General features: G+C 31.4%; 18 protein-coding genes and 1 pseudogene. 3 read left to right on the top strand and 16 right to left on the bottom strand.

Features of this window, described 5'->3' with window-relative positions; all coding sequences use genetic code 11:
- Window positions 1-86: 86 nt before the first annotated feature.
- From PTSHG_RS03365 to PTSHG_RS03395, 7 genes are all read right to left on the bottom strand, one after another.
- A complete protein-coding gene (locus PTSHG_RS03365) occupies window positions 87-1,181 on the bottom strand; it encodes a BMP family ABC transporter substrate-binding protein (protein WP_019107484.1) in 1,095 nt (364 codons plus the stop codon).
- 129 nt (window positions 1,182-1,310) lie between these two features.
- Entirely contained in the window at window positions 1,311-2,339 is a 1,029-nt protein-coding gene (locus tag PTSHG_RS03370) for a hypothetical protein (RefSeq protein WP_019107485.1), read from the bottom strand.
- 83 nt (window positions 2,340-2,422) lie between these two features.
- Complete coding sequence (locus PTSHG_RS03375) at window positions 2,423-3,466, bottom strand: ABC transporter substrate-binding protein (protein ID WP_019107486.1); 1,044 nt, start codon at window positions 3,464-3,466, stop codon at window positions 2,423-2,425.
- Window positions 3,463-4,248 (bottom strand): ABC transporter permease, encoded by a 786-nt coding sequence (locus tag PTSHG_RS03380; RefSeq protein ID WP_019107487.1) that lies wholly within the window; start codon window positions 4,246-4,248, stop codon window positions 3,463-3,465. The genes PTSHG_RS03375 and PTSHG_RS03380 overlap by 4 nt, the downstream gene beginning before the upstream one ends.
- Complete coding sequence (locus PTSHG_RS03385; RefSeq protein WP_019107488.1) at window positions 4,245-5,078, bottom strand: ABC transporter permease; 834 nt, start codon at window positions 5,076-5,078, stop codon at window positions 4,245-4,247. The genes PTSHG_RS03380 and PTSHG_RS03385 overlap by 4 nt, the downstream gene beginning before the upstream one ends.
- Window positions 5,075-6,109, bottom strand: coding sequence for an ABC transporter ATP-binding protein (locus PTSHG_RS03390; RefSeq protein WP_019107489.1), 1,035 nt, complete (start codon window positions 6,107-6,109; stop codon window positions 5,075-5,077). Before PTSHG_RS03390 ends, PTSHG_RS03385 begins: the two co-directional genes overlap by 4 nt.
- Window positions 6,110-6,119: 10 nt before the next feature.
- The gene (locus tag PTSHG_RS03395) at window positions 6,120-6,659 is read right to left on the bottom strand and encodes a type II toxin-antitoxin system RelB family anti-toxin (protein WP_019107490.1); all 540 of its coding nucleotides are present in this window, start codon (window positions 6,657-6,659) and stop codon (window positions 6,120-6,122) included.
- A gap of 216 nt (window positions 6,660-6,875) precedes the next feature.
- Here PTSHG_RS03395 and PTSHG_RS10200 point away from each other — a divergent pair, with 216 nt between their 5' ends.
- Both PTSHG_RS10200 and PTSHG_RS10205 read left to right on the top strand, forming a co-directional pair.
- On the top strand, window positions 6,876-7,235 hold the full coding sequence (locus PTSHG_RS10200) for a heparan-alpha-glucosaminide N-acetyltransferase domain-containing protein (protein WP_019107491.1): 360 nt from the start codon (window positions 6,876-6,878) through the stop codon (window positions 7,233-7,235).
- 101 nt (window positions 7,236-7,336) lie between these two features.
- Window positions 7,337-7,585: a heparan-alpha-glucosaminide N-acetyltransferase domain-containing protein gene (locus tag PTSHG_RS10205; RefSeq protein ID WP_262361384.1), complete on the top strand. Its 249-nt coding sequence runs from the start codon at window positions 7,337-7,339 to the stop codon at window positions 7,583-7,585.
- Here PTSHG_RS10205 and PTSHG_RS10210 read toward each other — a convergent pair.
- From PTSHG_RS10210 to PTSHG_RS03420, 4 genes are read right to left on the bottom strand one after another with little or no spacing between them, the layout of a single operon-like run.
- Window positions 7,582-8,436 carry a TPM domain-containing protein gene (locus PTSHG_RS10210; protein ID WP_019107493.1) on the bottom strand — a complete coding sequence of 285 codons (855 nt, stop codon included), beginning with the start codon at window positions 8,434-8,436 and terminating at the stop codon, window positions 7,582-7,584. The genes PTSHG_RS10205 and PTSHG_RS10210 overlap by 4 nt on opposite strands.
- Window positions 8,437-8,444: 8 nt before the next feature.
- Window positions 8,445-9,017 (bottom strand): LemA family protein, encoded by a 573-nt coding sequence (locus PTSHG_RS03410; protein WP_019107494.1) that lies wholly within the window; start codon window positions 9,015-9,017, stop codon window positions 8,445-8,447.
- Complete coding sequence (gene thiI, locus PTSHG_RS03415; RefSeq protein ID WP_019107495.1) at window positions 9,007-10,188, bottom strand: tRNA uracil 4-sulfurtransferase ThiI; 1,182 nt, start codon at window positions 10,186-10,188, stop codon at window positions 9,007-9,009. The genes PTSHG_RS03410 and thiI overlap by 11 nt, the downstream gene beginning before the upstream one ends.
- Before the next feature lie 8 nt (window positions 10,189-10,196).
- Window positions 10,197-11,342, bottom strand: coding sequence for a cysteine desulfurase family protein (locus tag PTSHG_RS03420; RefSeq protein ID WP_019107496.1), 1,146 nt, complete (start codon window positions 11,340-11,342; stop codon window positions 10,197-10,199).
- 150 nt (window positions 11,343-11,492) lie between these two features.
- Between PTSHG_RS03420 and PTSHG_RS03425 the strand changes: the two genes are divergently transcribed.
- The gene (locus PTSHG_RS03425) at window positions 11,493-12,569 is read left to right on the top strand and encodes a ribonuclease H-like domain-containing protein (RefSeq protein WP_019107497.1); all 1,077 of its coding nucleotides are present in this window, start codon (window positions 11,493-11,495) and stop codon (window positions 12,567-12,569) included.
- Window positions 12,570-13,113: 544 nt separating this feature from the next.
- Here the strand turns inward: PTSHG_RS03425 and PTSHG_RS09495 are convergent.
- The 5 genes and pseudogenes from PTSHG_RS09495 to PTSHG_RS09500 all read right to left on the bottom strand — a co-directional run.
- Complete coding sequence (locus PTSHG_RS09495; RefSeq protein WP_019107498.1) at window positions 13,114-13,902, bottom strand: Cof-type HAD-IIB family hydrolase; 789 nt, start codon at window positions 13,900-13,902, stop codon at window positions 13,114-13,116.
- Window positions 13,899-14,630 carry a hypothetical protein gene (locus tag PTSHG_RS03440; protein ID WP_019107499.1) on the bottom strand — a complete coding sequence of 244 codons (732 nt, stop codon included), beginning with the start codon at window positions 14,628-14,630 and terminating at the stop codon, window positions 13,899-13,901. The genes PTSHG_RS09495 and PTSHG_RS03440 overlap by 4 nt, the downstream gene beginning before the upstream one ends.
- Window positions 14,631-14,970: 340 nt before the next feature.
- A pseudogene (locus PTSHG_RS03450) lies at window positions 14,971-15,265 on the bottom strand (type II toxin-antitoxin system RelE/ParE family toxin).
- Between the two features lie 15 nt (window positions 15,266-15,280).
- Window positions 15,281-15,583, bottom strand: coding sequence for a type II toxin-antitoxin system RelB/DinJ family antitoxin (locus PTSHG_RS03455; RefSeq protein ID WP_019107502.1), 303 nt, complete (start codon window positions 15,581-15,583; stop codon window positions 15,281-15,283).
- A gap of 231 nt (window positions 15,584-15,814) precedes the next feature.
- The coding region (locus PTSHG_RS09500) for an S-layer homology domain-containing protein (RefSeq protein WP_052316793.1) at window positions 15,815-17,196 on the bottom strand (1,382 nt) is incomplete at its 5' end.

Here is a 17,196-nt window from a genome sequence, read left to right on the forward strand (position 1 = left end):
CAAAAAAAGACATACCATTAGAAAAATTATATATCAAAAAAAGCCACCTCATTAGAATATGAGATGACTTTTAGCTTCAAATAAAATTATTTGTATTCGTTGTAAGTTTCTTCGTTGTAAGGAACTTTGATTTCTCCAGAAATAATTTTTTGAGTGATTTCATCAACGCTCTTTAAAATTTCTGGTTTAACATTTTTATCAGAAGTTGGTGCAATACCTACTGCTCCTTCATCAGATAGACCTAGTTCAATAGTTCTTCCACCTTCAAACTTACCTTCTTGCATATCTTTTACAACTTGGTAAACAGCAACATCGCCATTTTTCATTGCAGAAGTTAATACATTTTCAGGAGCTCTGTCGCTTTGGTCTCTATCAACGCCAATTGCCCACTTGCCAGCTTCCTTAGCAGCTTCGATAACACCTTCGCCTGCTCCACCAGCTGCGTGGAATACTACATCAGCACCATTTTGGTACATTGTAGCAGTAATTGATTTACCCTTTTGAGCATCAGAGAAGTTTCCAACATATTGGCTAAGAACTTCTATGTTAGTTCCCTTTTCCTTAGCTGCGTAATCAACACCAGCCTTGTAACCATATTCGAATCCCCAAATAATGTTACCTTCTTGGCCACCAACGAAACCAACTTTATTAGTTTCAGTAGTCATACCAGCAATGTAACCAACTAAGAAAGATGGTTCTTGTGCTCTAAACATAATTCCTAGTAAGTTCTTAGGAGCTTCAATCTTGTTACCATCTTTATCAACTGTAACGTCAACGTCAACTATTGCATAGTTTGTTTCAGGATACATTGCAGCAGCTTCTGCTACAGCTCCACCCATTTTGAAACCAGCACCAACAATTATATTCTTTTCTTGGTCAGCAAAAGTTTCTAGGTTTGGAGTGTAATCCTTAGTGTCCTTAGATTCAATGTATTCAGCTTTGATTCCAAGTTCCTTTTGAGCCCTTTGAAGTCCTTCCCAAACACCTTGGTTAAAGGATTGGTCATTAACTCCACCTTCGTCAGTAACAAAACCAACATTTACATCAGTTTTAGCTTCTGTACTTTCTTCTTTAGTAGCGTTTGCAGCTTTATTGTCAGCTTCTTTTTTGTTTCCGCCACCACAAGCAACAAGTGTCATTGCAATCAATAACACTGCGAGCAAAGTAATTTTCTTCTTCATAAAAAATCCTCCTATTTTTATTTAATTAAATTATATATTATTCTAAAAATTATTTCAATTTTTATGTGAATTATAAAAAAAGTTTTCACAAAAAAACCCAACTGAGTTGGGCTTTTATTTAATATTTAATTATCCTATAAATACTCTTGGAATTATAAATAATACTACTGAAATTACAAAATACATTAGTAAAAATGCAACAGATTGCTTCATTTCCTTTGTGCCAAAAGTTACATCTTCATCTGCTGCCAAAAATCTTGCCGCAATTGATGCAAGGCATCCTAAGATTGGATAGATTATTAATACTCCAAAGTTACTTGTTCCTTTGTCCATAAATCTGTAAAAGGCAGGGATTATTATAAATAATGCCCCAAGGTAAATTGGAAAACTTCCCTTGTCAAGCCAGATTAATGCAATTACGCCAAGTGTCAATACTAAAAATACCACTGTTGAAATTGTGTTAATTAGTGAAATCTTGTTTATCAGGCCTTGGTCAATTAATTCTAACTTATTTATATAATAACCTGAATTTGTGTAGGCTTCCTTTACGCTATTTGTTGATTTTGTAGTTTCTGTCCAATTTTCTACTTTAGCATTTGTTACAAATATTGATGCATCCTCAACTTTTTGTCCCCCAGAAAAATATAGTGGATTTGGATTGTAATAAACTTCAAAGGCATATTCGCCAACTTTTTCTGTTAAATCAACTTTTACCTGGCTCACTGCTTTAAATTCTTTATTATCAGTTTTGTTGTAAAAATCTTTAACTTTTAATTTTAATTTTTCTTCAAAAAGTGATTTGTTAATTTTATCAAAATCCCCTTTGAGATTTACCTTTGATTTGCTGAAGTTTACTCCTTCTCCAAAGAAAATTTGTCTATTAGGTGTGCCCATTATTCTTGCGCTTGTATCTGCACCTTTGTAATTAAACTTTATGTCATATTTTATAAGTTTTTCACTACCTTCTTTTACGACAGATCTTGCAACTTGAAGATTTTCGACTCCGTCGGAATTGTTAAATAAAATTCCGTCAAATTCTCTCTCTACATTTGAATTTGGCCACATAAGAGACTTACTAAAAAAAGCAGTTAGTGAAGCTAACATAAGTACTAATAAGAAAATTGCAAAAATAATAAGCTTTTTTATTCTCTTGTTCATTTTAAACCTCCATTATGAAAACATTTCGCATATACTATATAATATCACATGAAGGTCTTAAAATAAACAAATTTATTAGCATATTAAAGATTGGAAGCATTTATTTCTGTCCAAATTCTATCATAAACTTTTATAAAGTCTCCAAGATCTCTGAAAGATTCAAGTGATGGAAGTTTGTCTAAATCTGGATAAGCAACTTTTGAATTTTTGATTTCATCTGGAAGAAGTTCCTTCACACCCTTAACTGGGGAAGTATAACCAATACAGTGTTCTACATTCTTTGCTTGAACTTCTGGTTTAAGTATATAATTTATAAATTTTTCTGCTCCAGATACATTATTAGCATTCTTTGGAATTACCATAGAATCGTACCAAATATTTGAACCTTCCTTTGGCACTACATAATCTAAATCTTCATTTTGTTGCATCATAAGAAGAGCATCCCCTGAATACATTACAGATAGATTTGCATCTCCTTGCACTATAACATCTCTTCCATCGTCATCAAGATAAGCATAGACAAGTGCTTTTTGTTCTATGAGAGATTTTTTAGCTTCTTCCAATTCCTTTTCACTTGTAGAATTTAGTGAGTATCCAAGTCTTTTTAGGGCAACTCCAATTGTATCTCTTTGTGAATTATACATAATAATTTGGTCTTTGTATTTTTCATTCCACAAAATATCCCATGAGTCAACTTTATCCTTGACTTCGCTTTTGTTATAAACAATTCCCACTGTTCCCCAGAAGTATGGAATGGAGTATTTGTTTTCTGGGTCAAAGGTTGGATTTTTTAACTTGTCTTCAATTCCAGAAAAGTTTGGAATATTTTCAAAATTAATTTCTTGAATTAATCCTTCTTTTATAAATCTTTCAATCATATAATCACTTGGCACTACTACATCGTACTTGTCTTGTGATTGTGTCATCTTAATATAAAGGTCTTCGTTAGAAGCATAAGTGTCATAATTTACCTTTATGCCAGTTTCCTTTTGGAAATCCTTTAATATTTCTGGGTCAATATATTCTCCCCAATTGTAAACATAAATTTCTTCTTTTGCTTCTTCTTTGCCACAAGCAGTGAGAGTAAGAAGCATTAATAGTGACAGTCCTAAAATTATTTTTTTCATATTTCCACCTCAATTTTTTTATTTTTTTCACTTCTCTTGTTAATTATTACAAGGAGAATTAATAAAGCTACTAACATTAATGTCGATACTGCATTTATTGATGGATTGATTCCCTTTCTCGCCATGGAATAAATTGTAATTGATAAATTTGAAACTCCTTGTCCTGTGTTGAAGAAGGAAATTACAAAATCGTCAATAGAAAGGGTAAAGGACATCAGAGCTCCCGTAAGTATTGCAGGTTTTATTTGTGGTATTACCACGTGCATAATTGCATAAGTTGGTCTTGCACCTAAATCTAGAGCTGCCTCTACTGTATTTTTTTGCAACTGATTTAACTTTGGCAAAATCGACAAAATTACATAGGGAATACAAAAGACTATGTGTGAAATAATCATAGTTGTATATCCCATTCTTATATTTAAAAGACCAAATAATCCCATTAGTGCAACAGCTGTAACTATGTCGGGGTTGATTACTGGAAGATAATTAATATTTAGTATTGCATCTTTTTTAAATCCACGAAGTTCATTTATGGCAATTGCAGAAATTGTACCAACAATTGTGGAAATAATTGTAGCCACAAGAGCAACAAAAATTGTAGTCCAAAGTGAAGATAAAATTGCTGGATCATTAAAGAGTTGCTTGTACCATTTTAAAGTAAAGCCTGCCCATGAACCTCTCAGCTTTGAATTATTAAAACTAAAGACAACTAAGATAATTATTGGTGCGTACAAGAATATAAAAATCAAAAACAAATAAATTCTATCTATTAATTTTCTCAAAAAATATCGCCCCCCATATCTCCAGTTTTTATTCTTTTGTTAAGCAATTTTGGCACAAGTAAAATCAAAAGCATTATGACGATCAAAACCATGGAAATTGCTGAGCCAAATCCCCAATCTCCAGTAAAAGTAAATTGTTTTTCGATTAAGTTACCTATCAAGTAGAAGTTGTTTCCACCCAGTAAGTTTGGCACTACAAAGGTAGAAATTGCAGGTATAAATACCATTGTTATTCCCGTATAAATGCCAGGAAGTGATAGAGGTAAAATAACTTTTGTGAAAACTTCAAAATCATTTGCTCCAAGGTCCTTGGCTGCCTCAATTAGTTTTTGATCCATCTTTAATAAGACGGTGTAAATTGGAAGAACCATAAAGGGCAAAAAGTTGTAAACCATGCCTATCATTATTGCCTTAGAATTGTACATCAAATCCCAAGGTCCAAGTCCAAAAAGTCCAATAAATTTATTTATAAGTCCCTTGTTGCCTAGAAGAGTTAGCCAAGCATAAGTTCTTAGTAGAAAATTCATCCACATTGGAATTATAAAAATTAAAATCATATTATTTCTAACTTTTTCACTCATCTTTGAAATAATATAGGCAACTGGATAGCCAACTATTAAACATAAAATAGTTGAAAGGCCAGCAAGAATAAGTGAGGTTATTAAAATCTTTACATATAGTGGCTCAAAAAACCTTGAGAAGTTATCAAGTGTAAAGACAAAGTCAGACAAATCTGTATTGGCATTTAGGGCATGAGCAAGTATTAAAAATAGTGGAAGTACAATAAAAATTAATCCCCAAAATAAATATATTAGTGAAAATTTTTTCATATCAACCTCATTACATGGATTAAGTCAGGCTTAATAACTATGCCTGTCTTATCGCCCACTTCTCTCTTTTCCGTTGATTGAACAAGCATAGAGTAACCATCTACATCCACAGTCATTTCGTAGTGAACACCCTTGAAGACTAGACTTGTTACTCTACCTTCTATTTGATAATTTTCGTCCACCAAAAGCACATCTTCAGGTCTCACAACTACTTCAACATCTTCCATGTCATTAAAACCCTTGTCTACGCAAGGAAAATCGTAATCCAAAAATCTTACCTTAAAGTCACTAAGCATCTTTGCCTTGATAATATTTGATTCGCCAATAAAGTCTGCAACGAAGGCATTTTTTGGCTCATTATAAATATTTAGTGGACTATCCATTTGTTGAATTTCTCCGTTATTTAAGACAACTACAGTGTCGCTCATGGAAAGTGCCTCTTCTTGGTCGTGAGTTACATATATAAAAGTGATGCCAACACTTTTTTGTATTCTTTTAAGCTCAATCTGCATCGCCTGTCTAAGTTTTAAGTCAAGAGCTCCAAGGGGTTCGTCAAGCAAAAGAACTTCTGGCTCATTTACAAGTGCTCTGGCTATAGCAATTCTCTGTTGTTGTCCACCAGAAAGAGATTCAATTTCTCTATTTTCAAAGCCCACAAGATTTACAAGTTTTAAGACTTCTTTTACCCTTTCTTTTATAAGATTTTTGTCCATTTTTTTTATGTTAAGACCAAAAGCAATATTGTTATATACATTCATATGAGGAAAAAGGGCGTATTTTTGAAAAACTGTATTAATTTTTCTCTCATAGGGTTCTTTTTCTGTAATATCTTCGCCATTAAAAAGAATTTTCCCATCATCAGGCTCTTCAAAACCACCAATAAGTCTCAAAATCGTAGTTTTGCCACAGCCAGATGGACCTAAAATAGTAAGAAACTCATCTTTTTTAACTTTAAAATTGAAATTTTTTAAAATTACATTGTCTTCAAAACTTTTTGTCACATTTTCTAATTCAATTACATAATTTTCCATAATTCACCGCCTAAAAATTTGGTGGAGATGAAATCCACAAAATCTCACTTACACATTTTCCATCATTTTTTAAATAGTGGGAGCTGTTAGCTTTAAAATAAAAACTTTCGCCCTTCTTAATCTTGTATTCTTTGTTGCCATAAATGAGAGTTACACTGCCCTTTATTACATAGCCAAATTCTTCGCCCTCATAGGGTTGTATCTCCTTTGACTCTCCATTTGGCTTAATTTTTATTCGCATTGGCTCCATTTGATTTTTTTGTGCATTGGGCACCACCCAATCAAGGACATAGCCAAGCTCTTCATTTTCACTTTCAAAAAAATCTTCTTCTTTAAAAGTAATTTTTTCATTTTCATCTCTTTTAAAGAAATGTGAAGGGTCTGTGCCCAGTGCTTCCAAAATATCCAAAAGAGAATCAACAGATGGCGATGTCAAGTCTCTTTCAATTTGAGAAATAAATCCCTTAGTGAGTTCTGACCTATCTGCAAGCTCTTCCTGAGTAAGTCCCTTTTCAATTCTCATTTCTTTTATCTTATTTCCAATATCCACTACATCACCTATAATATTAAACAAATTACTTAACTTATTAAACTCATTTGAGTATAATTGTTAAAGATATTAATGTCAATAGATAAAGGCCATTTAATATAATAAAATTTTTGTCAAATATACTTTACTAAAAATATTTCTAAATCTTCACTCTATTAAATTTCCTTTTACCTTTACTTTTCCAATTTATGTTATAATTTTTCCAGAGGTGTAAGAATGGAAAATATAAAAAAAAGATATAACGCCATAGATTTTTTGCGTGGCTTTACAATTATAAATATGATAATTTTTCACGGCCTCTTTGACCTTGAAAATTTTTATGGCTTTAACTTCAATCATGACTTTTACTACTACCAACAATACATTTGCATTTCCTTCATTTTGATTTCTGGCTACTCAACACATTTTTCAAATAATTTTAAGAAAAAGTTTTTGATTTTGACAGGGCTTTCTATCTTAATAAGCCTTGGCTCTTATATTTTTTCAAAAGAAGATGCAATTTATTTTGGTGTCATTCACTTTTTTGCAGCTGCAACATTAATTCACATGCTCTTAAAAAATTACATAAAAAAATAAATCCAAGGCTTGGACTTATTTTTAATACCATTTTATTTGTTAGCCTAAAAAATATTTATTATGGAAGTATTTTCTTTGGAAAAATAATTATTCCAAGGTCTATTTACTCTTTAAATCTATTTTTTCTTGGTCTACCTAGTGAGAATTTTTATTCAGGCGATTATTTTCCCATAATTCCATGGATATTTCTCTTCTATATGGGATACTTTCTCTTTGATTTTGTAAAATTTACAAAAAAAGAAGCCTCCCACAATTTTATCAATGTCATGGGCAGGCATTCTCTTTTAATATATTTTCTCCATCAAATTATTTTAATTGGGGTCTTTTCTCTCATCTTTGGCTTCAATTAAAATCTTCCGCTGGCTCCACCGCCACCAGAGGATCCTCCGCCGCCGAAGCCTCCAAAGCCTCCGCCTGATGATCCACCGAAGCCGCCACTTCCACCAAAACCACCACTTGATGATCCTCCGAAAGTTCCCGGTCCCCAAAAAATTGTAGGTTCACTTACTTTTCTTCTGCTTTTACCTCCAGATCCACTTCCACCAGACTTTCCTCCACCTGATGACTTTCTAAAAATTAGTGAAATTATGAAAATTATGACAATTAATTTAAAAATTGACATAAATGGATCTGATTCTGATCTTTTGCTTTCTTCAGAATAATCAATTTCTTCCTGTGGCTCTCTTGCCACAATATCAACATTATATTCCCCTTCATATAATTTTATAAGCTGAGCATATCCTTCAAGGACTGCCTTCTCAAAGGGTCTGTCATTCTCATTTTCAGATACAACTTTTCCCATTGCTCTAATAATTCTTGAAGCATAAGCATCTGGAATAAATCCTTCAGAGCCATAACCTGTCTCGATTCTTAAAAATCTATTGTCTTCATCTAAAAGTGCCACAAGCAATAAAACTCCATTGTCCTTATCTTTATCGCCAATTTTTATATCATTAAAAATCTTTGTGCCATATTCTTCCAGTGAATAATCTTCCAAGTCCTTTACCATAATAATGGCAATCTCTCCACCTGTTTTCTTTTTCAAATCATAAGTGGTCTTGTTGAGATAGTCTATTGACTCTTGGCTAAGTGTGTTTGTCTCGTCATAAACATTGTAGGACATCTCATTTTTGTCAAAGGCTGCGTAAACATTTAAGACGAGAGTACATATAAAAATTAGTGTCGCAAGCCATTTTTTCATTTCATCACCTAAAATTTAACTTCTGGTACTTGATTATCCTTTTCTGAAACTTCAAAATAATCTCTTGGTCCAAAGCCTAAAATTTTTGCAATAATAGTAGTTGGAAATCTTCTAACTTTTTGATTGTAAATTTTAACTGTGTCGTTGTATCTCATTCTTTCAGTGGCAATTCTATTTTCAGTTCCTTCAAGTTGAGCTTGTAAATCCAAAAAGTTTTGATTTGCCTTTAACTCTGGATAATTTTCAACAACTACATTTAATTTACCAATAGCTTCTGTCAAATTGTCATTGGCTTCTGCAAGTTCCTTAGGTGTTTTTGCTTCAGAAATACCTGCACGAGCCTTAGTAATTTCAGTGAAAGTATCTTTTTCGTGACTAGCATAACCCTTAACAGTTTCTACAATGTTAGGAATTAAATCTGCACGTCTCTTTACTTGGTTTTGGACTTGTGCCCATGCACCATTAACATCTTCGTCTAGTTTTACTAGACTGTTCCATTGACCGCCCAAGAAAATTACAAGTACAACTACTATAGCAATAATTGCAACTATCCCAACGGCACCCTTGTTTTTATTCTTCATAATTCCCTCCTATCTTAGTGATCTCCATCTTACCTATAGCTTCTTCCACTAGCTTATCACAGTCAAGTGGCTCTTCAGACTTTTCTATTCCTTCTACAGTGGGTGTCAAAAGTGGATGCTTTGGCAAAAACACTGTGCAGCAATCTTCAAAGGGAAGAATAGATGTCTCATAAGTATCAATATCCTTGGCAATATCAATAATATTTACCTTGTCCATGCCAATAAGTGGTCTAAAAACAAGTTTATCTGTAATATCATTAGTTACCTTCAAACCGTCAATAGTTTGTGAGGCAACCTGTCCAAGGTTTTCGCCTGTAATAATACAGTCATAACCATTTTCTCTGGCAATTTTATCTGCAATTCTCATCATAAACCTGCGAGATATTATAGTCATCTCATCTTCAGGACAATTTATGTTTATTTCCTTTTGAATGTCCAAAATATTTACAGAATAAAAAGTGAGTTCGCCAGAAAAAGTTGATATGTCTTCTGCAAGTTTCTTGACCTTTTCTTCTCCCCTTTCAGATGTGAAAGGATAGGAATGAAAATGCAAGCAGTCCACAAGGACGCCTCTCTTCGCCATTAAAAATCCTGCAACTGGAGAATCAATTCCACCAGAAAGAAGAAGTAGTCCCCTGCCATTTGTACCAGATGGAAGACCACCATGTGCCTTAATCTTATCTACATAGATATAGGTATCCTTTTTTAAATCGCAATAAACATAAAAATCTGGCTCGTGAACATCAACTTTTATGTCAAAATTCTTTAAAATGATACCACCAATTTTTGCAGAAATTTCCATAGAATTAAGGGGAAAAGACTTGTCGCCCCTATTGGTTTTAACCTTAAAAGTTTTGTAAGATGGATTTTTTTTCAAAGTCTCATCCACAATTTTTATAACAGCCTCTTCAATCTTTTCCTTATCAGTTTCCACCACATAGCATGGCGCAATGTAGACAATACCAAAGACATGTTTAAGCCTATTTATCATCTTTTCTTCGTTGTCCATAACCATTTCTACATAGACCTTGCCCATGTTTTGATAAATTTTCCCATGGTCAATACTTCTAAGATTTCTCTTAATAGTGGAAATAAGTTTGTTTACAAATTTATATCTATTTTTACCCTTTAAGACAAGCTCGCCAAGTGAGAGTGCCATAACTTTTTTCATTCTATCACCTATTTCATTATCTTTCTGATTTCATTTACATACTTTAAAAGTTTTTCCACAAAAATATCTATGTCCTCTTTTGTAGTGTCCTTTGAAGTACAAATTCTTATAGTGCCTTCAGCGTATTTATCTGAAAGACCAATTGCCTTTAAGGTTGTGGACTTGTGAGTGCCGTTAGATGTGCAGGCAGATGCAGTGGAAATATAAATCTCATCGCCTTCTAAATAGTGAAGAAGAACTTCTGCCCTAATATCTAAAATTGAAAGAGAAACAATAAAATCTGTAGAATTTTCTGGAGTGTTTATTTTATAATCCTCTAAATTTTCTTCTAGCTTCTTTAAAAGATATTCCTTGATTTCCTTGGCATGACTAAGTCTTTTATCTAAATCTCTCTTAGTTAATTCACAAGCCTTGCCAAAGCCAAGTATTCCTGGCACATTTTCCGTACCAGACCTAAGACCTTTTTCTTGACCTCCACCAATTACAAGACTTTCAATGCTTAAATCTTTTCTTTTATAGAGAGCACCCATGCCCTTAGGCCCATAAATTTTGTGGGAAGAAAAAGATAAAGTATCGCAGCCCAAGTCCTTAACATTGACAGGAATTTTGCCAACAGCTTGAACGCCATCAACGTGACATATAATGTCCTTATTTTTTGCCTTAGCAATCTCAAAAAGCTCTTTTACATTATTTACAGTCCCAAGTTCATTGTGAACGTAGATTAGAGAAACTAAAATAGTGTCATCATTGACTTCTTCTTTGAATTTTTCCACATCAACAGCGCCAGTCTCGTCTACATCAAGATAACATACTTCATAGCCAAGGTCTTTGTAGTGCTTAAATTGGTCATCAATTGATGCGTGTTCAATGGCAGAAGTAATTATCTTCTTGCCCTTTCTTTTATTTTTTAAAATAGCACCATGCACTGCAATATTGTTACTTTCCGTACCACCCGATGTGAAATAAATTTCATCTGCCTTAGCACCAATAAGTTCGGCCGCATTTTTCCTTGCGACATCAATTTCCTTTTCAACCTTTAAGCCAAAACTGTGAAGAGATGAAGGATTTGCAAAATCTTCTTTTAGTGCCTTCATCATAGCATCAACAACTTCCGGGTCTGGTTTTGTAGTCGCACAATTATCTAAATAAATCATATATCTTCCTTCTAACTTTTTTTATAAAAAACTTTCTAATATATTATACTATAAGATGATTTTCTATTCTATTTATAATTAGAATTGGTAACTTCTGTAAAATTTTTAAGTATATAAAACTTTTAATGATATACTTTAAGAGGTGATACCGTGAAAAAATTGGAAAGAAAAATTGAAAAGCCAGCAAAAAATTATTTAAAAATAGAGACATCAGGCCTATCTCGAGAAATAGACTCCATTGTAGCAATAAGCATAGCTAAAAAAAATTCTGAAGTCCTAGAAAGCTTTTATATAGAAAATTTAAAGGACGAGAGAAAATTGCTAGAAGAAGTTTTGCCAATTCTAAGTGAAAAAGAATTTGTAACCTACTCTGGCAAGTCCTTTGACCTTCCTTTTATAAGAGAAAAAGTGAAATTTTACTTTAACAAAGATTTAGATTTTAATCTAATAGATTTGCAAGAAATTACAAAAAAATATAATTTCATATTTAATTTAGAGTCACATTCAAATAAAGTCCTCATTGATAAGTTTATTGGTCAAGAAAATTTAAGGGAGCAAAAAGAATATGAAGGCATAAAAATAAAAACCCTCTTCAAAAAATACCTAGAGGGCGAAAAGGGTGCAATAGATAAAATTTTAAATTACAATTACCTGAGCCTTAAAAATTTAATTCTTTTAGACGCAAAAATAAATGAAAAATTAGAAAAAAATCTATCCCTTGAAGTTTTAAAATTTGTATTTTTTATAGAAAATATGAAATTATTGGACAACACAATAGAAATTTGTGGAAGCACAAACTATAATAAGGACTGGTTTTCCACAAATGAAAAATATACTTTTGAAATAAATGGATTTAAGCCGAGAAAAAAAATTGTCGGATTGGAAAATTTTTGTGAGTCAGAAAAAATTTGTGAGTCAGAAAAAATTTGTGAATCAGAAAAATTTTATGAATCTTCGAAAAATTATAAATCTCAAAAAATTTATGAATCAATAAAAAATAAAAAATTAGATAAAGAATTTTCCTTAAAAATAAATACAGAGGACGGGCTTTACGATGGCAAAACCTCTTGCTACTATGTAAAGAAAAAGAACTTAGACTTCGACCTGACAAACCCAAGCAAAATAAAAAGCCCTGAACAAATCCAAATTCTCTACTACAAAAATCATAAATTCAAAAACGAAAAAGAATTAATTGAGAAAATAATAGAAAAAGAATTAGGAGAATAAAAATATAAAAACAAACGTAAAATTTTGCGTTTGTTTTTGCGTCCTTAATAAAGCGTAAATTAATTCGATGTATAAATTAAAAAGTGATATAATGTGATTGAGGACATATTATGGTGGTTGCCTAATAAATATATTAGGAGGATTGACTATTGTGAGTGATTTTGAAATTCTATCTTTAATATTAGAGTTTGCTACACTAATAGTCATCATCTTAACACTTAAAGATAAAAAGTAGTTAAAATGTGAAAAACCACCTATATCGGCTTAGGTGGTTTATATTAATAACACTAAGGCGACCGCTAATAACGGTGTCCTCATTTAGATATATAATACCATTTATTTTTTGTATATTCAATAACCTACAACTAAAAAAATCAAAAGACACAGATAAAATTCTGCCTTTGTTTTTGTGTCCTTAATAAAATATAAATTAAGGCTCTATAATATCTCTTAGAGATCTACTCCCCCAACAGATACTACAAAGCCTTTTTATTTTAGAAAATTTTATAAAAAGAATTACAAAAACTTAAAATTATTATTACTATTATAAAACAAATTTATTTAAAGCCTCTGCGACACCCAAAGATCTTTCATTTTCGCACACATAAAAAGCAGTATCCTTTAGATCGTCAACCGCATTGGCAACGGCAATAGAATAACTTGAAAAATTAAGCATTTCCCTATCATTTGTATTATCGCCAATAGCCATAACTTCAGAAGGCTTTATATTCAACTTATGGCATAAGTATTCTAAAGACTTACCCTTATCAACATCTTTCGGCATAATTTCAATTAAATAATTTTGTGATTGTGCAATATAAACTTCATCATCCAAAAAATCTCTCAATTCTTCTTGATAAACACCAAGCAAATTAGGATCCACCACAATCATTGCCTTTGGCGAAGGCTTAAAATCATATAAATCAAAATCTATTGCCTCAATTGCATTTACATTTTTAAGGTCTGGGTCTATGCGAGTTTCATCAGTAACTTGCTCAACAAGTATTTTGCCATCTTCATAAAATTGACAATATAAATTTTTCAGTTTACAAAAATCTACAATTTTTTTCATAAGACCAAGATCTAAATTTTTTGAAAAAACAATTTTATCTTTATTGTCAACAATTAGAGAACCATTATAGCAAATAATATAAGTATCTTCTCCTATCATATCTTTATAAATTTTGGCAGACTGATAAAGCCTACCTGTCCCCAAAACAATAAAAATACCCTTTGACAAACATTCCTTTAATAAAATCAAAGTCTGATCATTAATTTTATTATTCTTATCTAATAAAGTGTTATCCAAATCACTAACAACTAATTTAATCATATTAACCCCACTATATAAACTAAATATAAAGATACACATAAAATTATAAGTCCTATTATTATATCAAGAATTAAAAAATACTGATAAGTTTTTAAATACAACTTATGCCTATTCCTTGGTATGACCTCTGTTATATGCGCAGGTTTAAAACAATATAAGCTGAATATCCTTTCATTATTAAAAAGTATAGACTCTTCTTTTAAATATTTATCAAACTCATTAATTCCCAAAAATTGTCCCTCTGGAAAAATCATATTGTTTAGATAAACATAAGAAACTTTAGCATAAAACAGTTGCCTATTATAAACATCCTTCCATCTTATAGAAATACAAAATAAAATGAACCCTGTAAAAAAACCAGAAAATAATATTAACTCATTTACAATACACGATTTTGAATTTGTATTAACAAATGCAAAAATACCAGCAATAAGAACAGTATAAATACTATTAAATGTCATCCTCTCCATTTCAATATGTCTTGCATGACTTAAATTTTCAGAAAAAACAGTTTTTAAAAAATCTATTTTTTGTGTCCTTATCTCCTTACAATCTTTATCGCCATTGTTGAACTCGTCAAAAAGTGATTTAAAATATGAGTAATGCTCACTTTCAAGCTCATTATTCTTATTTTTATCATTATTATCTTTTAAGTCAGTAACTAAAAAGTCAATCATTATACATAAAAGGAATACTTGTAAAATAAATAGTGGCATAAATATTAACATAAAACTTACCTCCCTCTAACCCTACACCCTATATAAATCATACTCTAAATGGTTTCTTATATTAGGCATATTAAAATTAACCAGCCCATCAATAATTAATATGAAGTCTCTAAAAGCACTATTATTTCAAAGAATACTTTGTGCCTCTTCCTTTCCCACTTTTAATAACATAACCCTTATCCGTCAAATCATTTAACAAATTTAAAACTTTATTCTTTCCAAAACCAGCTGAAATAATTATATACAAAAACAAACGTAAAATTTTGCGTTTGTTTTTGCGTTTGAAATAAAACGTAAATTATATTTTGCGTTTGCTTTTGCGTCCTTAATAAAATACAAATTATAATATAGCATCATAATTTCTTGCAGAATAAAGAATTCTAACTACTTCAACTTGATTTTCATCATCATTTATATTATAAAAAATAAGATATTTTTTAACTCTACAAATTCTTATATTTTTCATATTTTCTAAATCTTTCAGGCATTACTTCCAAATCTTTTATATTTTGTTCAATTAATTTTACAAGATTAAGAGCTTCATTTGGTAAAAAAAGTTCATTTGAAATGTAAGAATGTATATTTTTAATATCTTTTTTAGCTAAATCTGTAACTATTACTTCATACTTTTTCATTATACTGCCTTTATCTTATAATATTTCATCATAAATACTTTTAAAGGCATCATCTACATTCTGATATTCGCCTTTTTCAATGTTTTCAAAACCTTCGTCTAATAAACTATTCAGCTCTTCAGTAGAAATTTCAGAAATATCTATTAACTTAGCATCTGGTATTTTAACATCAAAAGGCAAACCATTATTTAAAATAATTTGTCTATAAAACATATCAATGGCATTAGACGGTGGAATCCCTAGTTTTTTTAAAATTACCTCCGCTCCATTTTTTATTTCTGGCTTCATTCTTATATTTAGATTAGCTGACTTTGACATAATAAACTCCTTTTTTCTTTATTTTATCAATTTTCTTCTTTATGTCAATACATAGTCAATGCTTTTTTAATTTTATATTGCTTAATCATTTACCTTCTTAATTTTTATCATAAATAAAATTTAACCTCACATTAAAAATTACTTAATCGCAAGAAAATTATATTAAACTACAAATATCTTTCCATCAAAAAAAGGACTCAATTAAGAGTCCTTTTTCCTAGCAAATCAATCTTATTTGATTATAACTTTCCATTCTTCCATATTATCCTTTAATCTTAGATAAGTGTGGCTGTGGTAAGCTTCAACAAGTTCATAATAACCCCAATGTCCCTTATAAGACATATCTTTGTAATTGTGAACTAGATTTTGGTTTGCATCAATGAAATTCTTGTCAGGGTATCTGTCATACAATTTATTTAACATTGTTGCAACTTCTGCTCTTGTTATAAAATTGTCTGGTTTAAATGTTCCATCTGGATAACCTTCAATTCTTCCATTTCCATAAGCTTGATTAATTGCAGCTTCAAACTTGTGACCTTTCACATCATCAAATGGAGCAATAGCATTGTTCTTCTTGTCAATATGACTAATTAACTCAGCAAGTTCTGCTCTAGTGATCTTGTCATTAGGTCTAACATTTTCGCCTTCTTTTTCTAATAAATAACCTTCTTTAAATGCAGCGTTGATAGCACCGTTGTACCACATATCTGCCTTAGTGTCTTTATAAATCTTAGAAGACTTGTCGCTTAAATCAAGTTTTTGAAGTCTTGCAACTACTGCAATTGCTTCAGCTCTTGTCATGTCTCCATCTGGTCTAATAGTATCATCTGGATATCCGAAGATATATTGATCGTGAGAATTAATAACTTCTTTATCCTTAACTTCAACTACTCTCTTGTCCACAGATGCGTAAACAGGATAAGTTGGAGTGTATTCATGAATCTTTAACTCTGGAATATCATTGTCAATTACAGGTTTATCATCATTTACACGAATAACAAGGTTAGTCTTAATCTTTTCTCCACCAACTGTTACTTCAACTGGAATAACAACATCATGTCTATCATAATCTTTAGGAATTGTTACTGTAATAGAACCATCTGGATTTGGAGTAACAACTACACCATTGCCTGGTTGAACTACTTCAGGAGTAGTATCAGGTCTTGTAGGTTCTCCCTTCTTATCTTTGATTTCTGGAATTACAGTCTTAGTATCTCCCTTGTCCATATCAGTTGTTGGATAAGTTACACTAGGTTTTCCTTCAGGAGGTGTTACCTTGTTTTCTACTTTTACTTTAACTTCAACTGTTTCATTAGATCCATCTGGATAAGTTACATCAACAGGAACAGTTATAACATCTCCATCTTTTGCATTATCAGGAATTTCTACTGTAATAGCTCCTGTATTAGGATCAACAGTTACATTTGTTTGAGTCTTATCATTCTTAGCAAATGTAGTTCCCTTTGTTTGAGTAGTTGGTGCTGGTACATTTCCTGTAACACCTGTTTTAGTAAATGTTGGTGGATCAATTTGAACTATTTCACCAGGTTTACCAGATTTATCTACATAGTGCGGATCGTAATCTTCACTATTTTTAGTAGGTGTCTTGTTAT

The sequence above is a fragment of the Peptoniphilus senegalensis JC140 genome (assembly GCF_000321025.1).
Taxonomy (GTDB): Bacteria; Bacillota; Clostridia; order Tissierellales; family Peptoniphilaceae; genus Peptoniphilus_A; species Peptoniphilus_A senegalensis.

Bases quoted from the DNA above. Each gene is read 5' to 3' on its own strand.
- PTSHG_RS03455 (WP_019107502.1), bottom strand. From the start codon at position 15,583: ATGTCAAAGTCAGCTAATCTAAATATAAGAATGAAGCCAGAAATAAAA.
- PTSHG_RS09495 (WP_019107498.1), bottom strand. From the start codon at position 13,902: ATGATTAAATTAGTTGTTAGTGATTTGGATAACACTTTATTAGATAAG.
- PTSHG_RS03410 (WP_019107494.1), bottom strand. From the start codon at position 9,017: ATGAAGAATAAAAACAAGGGTGCCGTTGGGATAGTTGCAATTATTGCT.
- PTSHG_RS03365 (WP_019107484.1), bottom strand. From the start codon at position 1,181: ATGAAGAAGAAAATTACTTTGCTCGCAGTGTTATTGATTGCAATGACA.
- PTSHG_RS03420 (WP_019107496.1), bottom strand. From the start codon at position 11,342: ATGATTTATTTAGATAATTGTGCGACTACAAAACCAGACCCGGAAGTT.
- PTSHG_RS03440 (WP_019107499.1), bottom strand. From the start codon at position 14,630: ATGTTAATATTTATGCCACTATTTATTTTACAAGTATTCCTTTTATGT.
- PTSHG_RS03370 (WP_019107485.1), bottom strand. From the start codon at position 2,339: ATGAACAAGAGAATAAAAAAGCTTATTATTTTTGCAATTTTCTTATTA.
- PTSHG_RS10200 (WP_019107491.1), top strand. From the start codon at position 6,876: ATGGAAAATATAAAAAAAAGATATAACGCCATAGATTTTTTGCGTGGC.
- PTSHG_RS03390 (WP_019107489.1), bottom strand. From the start codon at position 6,109: ATGGAAAATTATGTAATTGAATTAGAAAATGTGACAAAAAGTTTTGAA.
- PTSHG_RS10210 (WP_019107493.1), bottom strand. From the start codon at position 8,436: ATGAAAAAATGGCTTGCGACACTAATTTTTATATGTACTCTCGTCTTA.
- PTSHG_RS03375 (WP_019107486.1), bottom strand. From the start codon at position 3,466: ATGAAAAAAATAATTTTAGGACTGTCACTATTAATGCTTCTTACTCTC.
- thiI (WP_019107495.1), bottom strand. From the start codon at position 10,188: ATGAAAAAAGTTATGGCACTCTCACTTGGCGAGCTTGTCTTAAAGGGT.
- PTSHG_RS03385 (WP_019107488.1), bottom strand. From the start codon at position 5,078: ATGAAAAAATTTTCACTAATATATTTATTTTGGGGATTAATTTTTATT.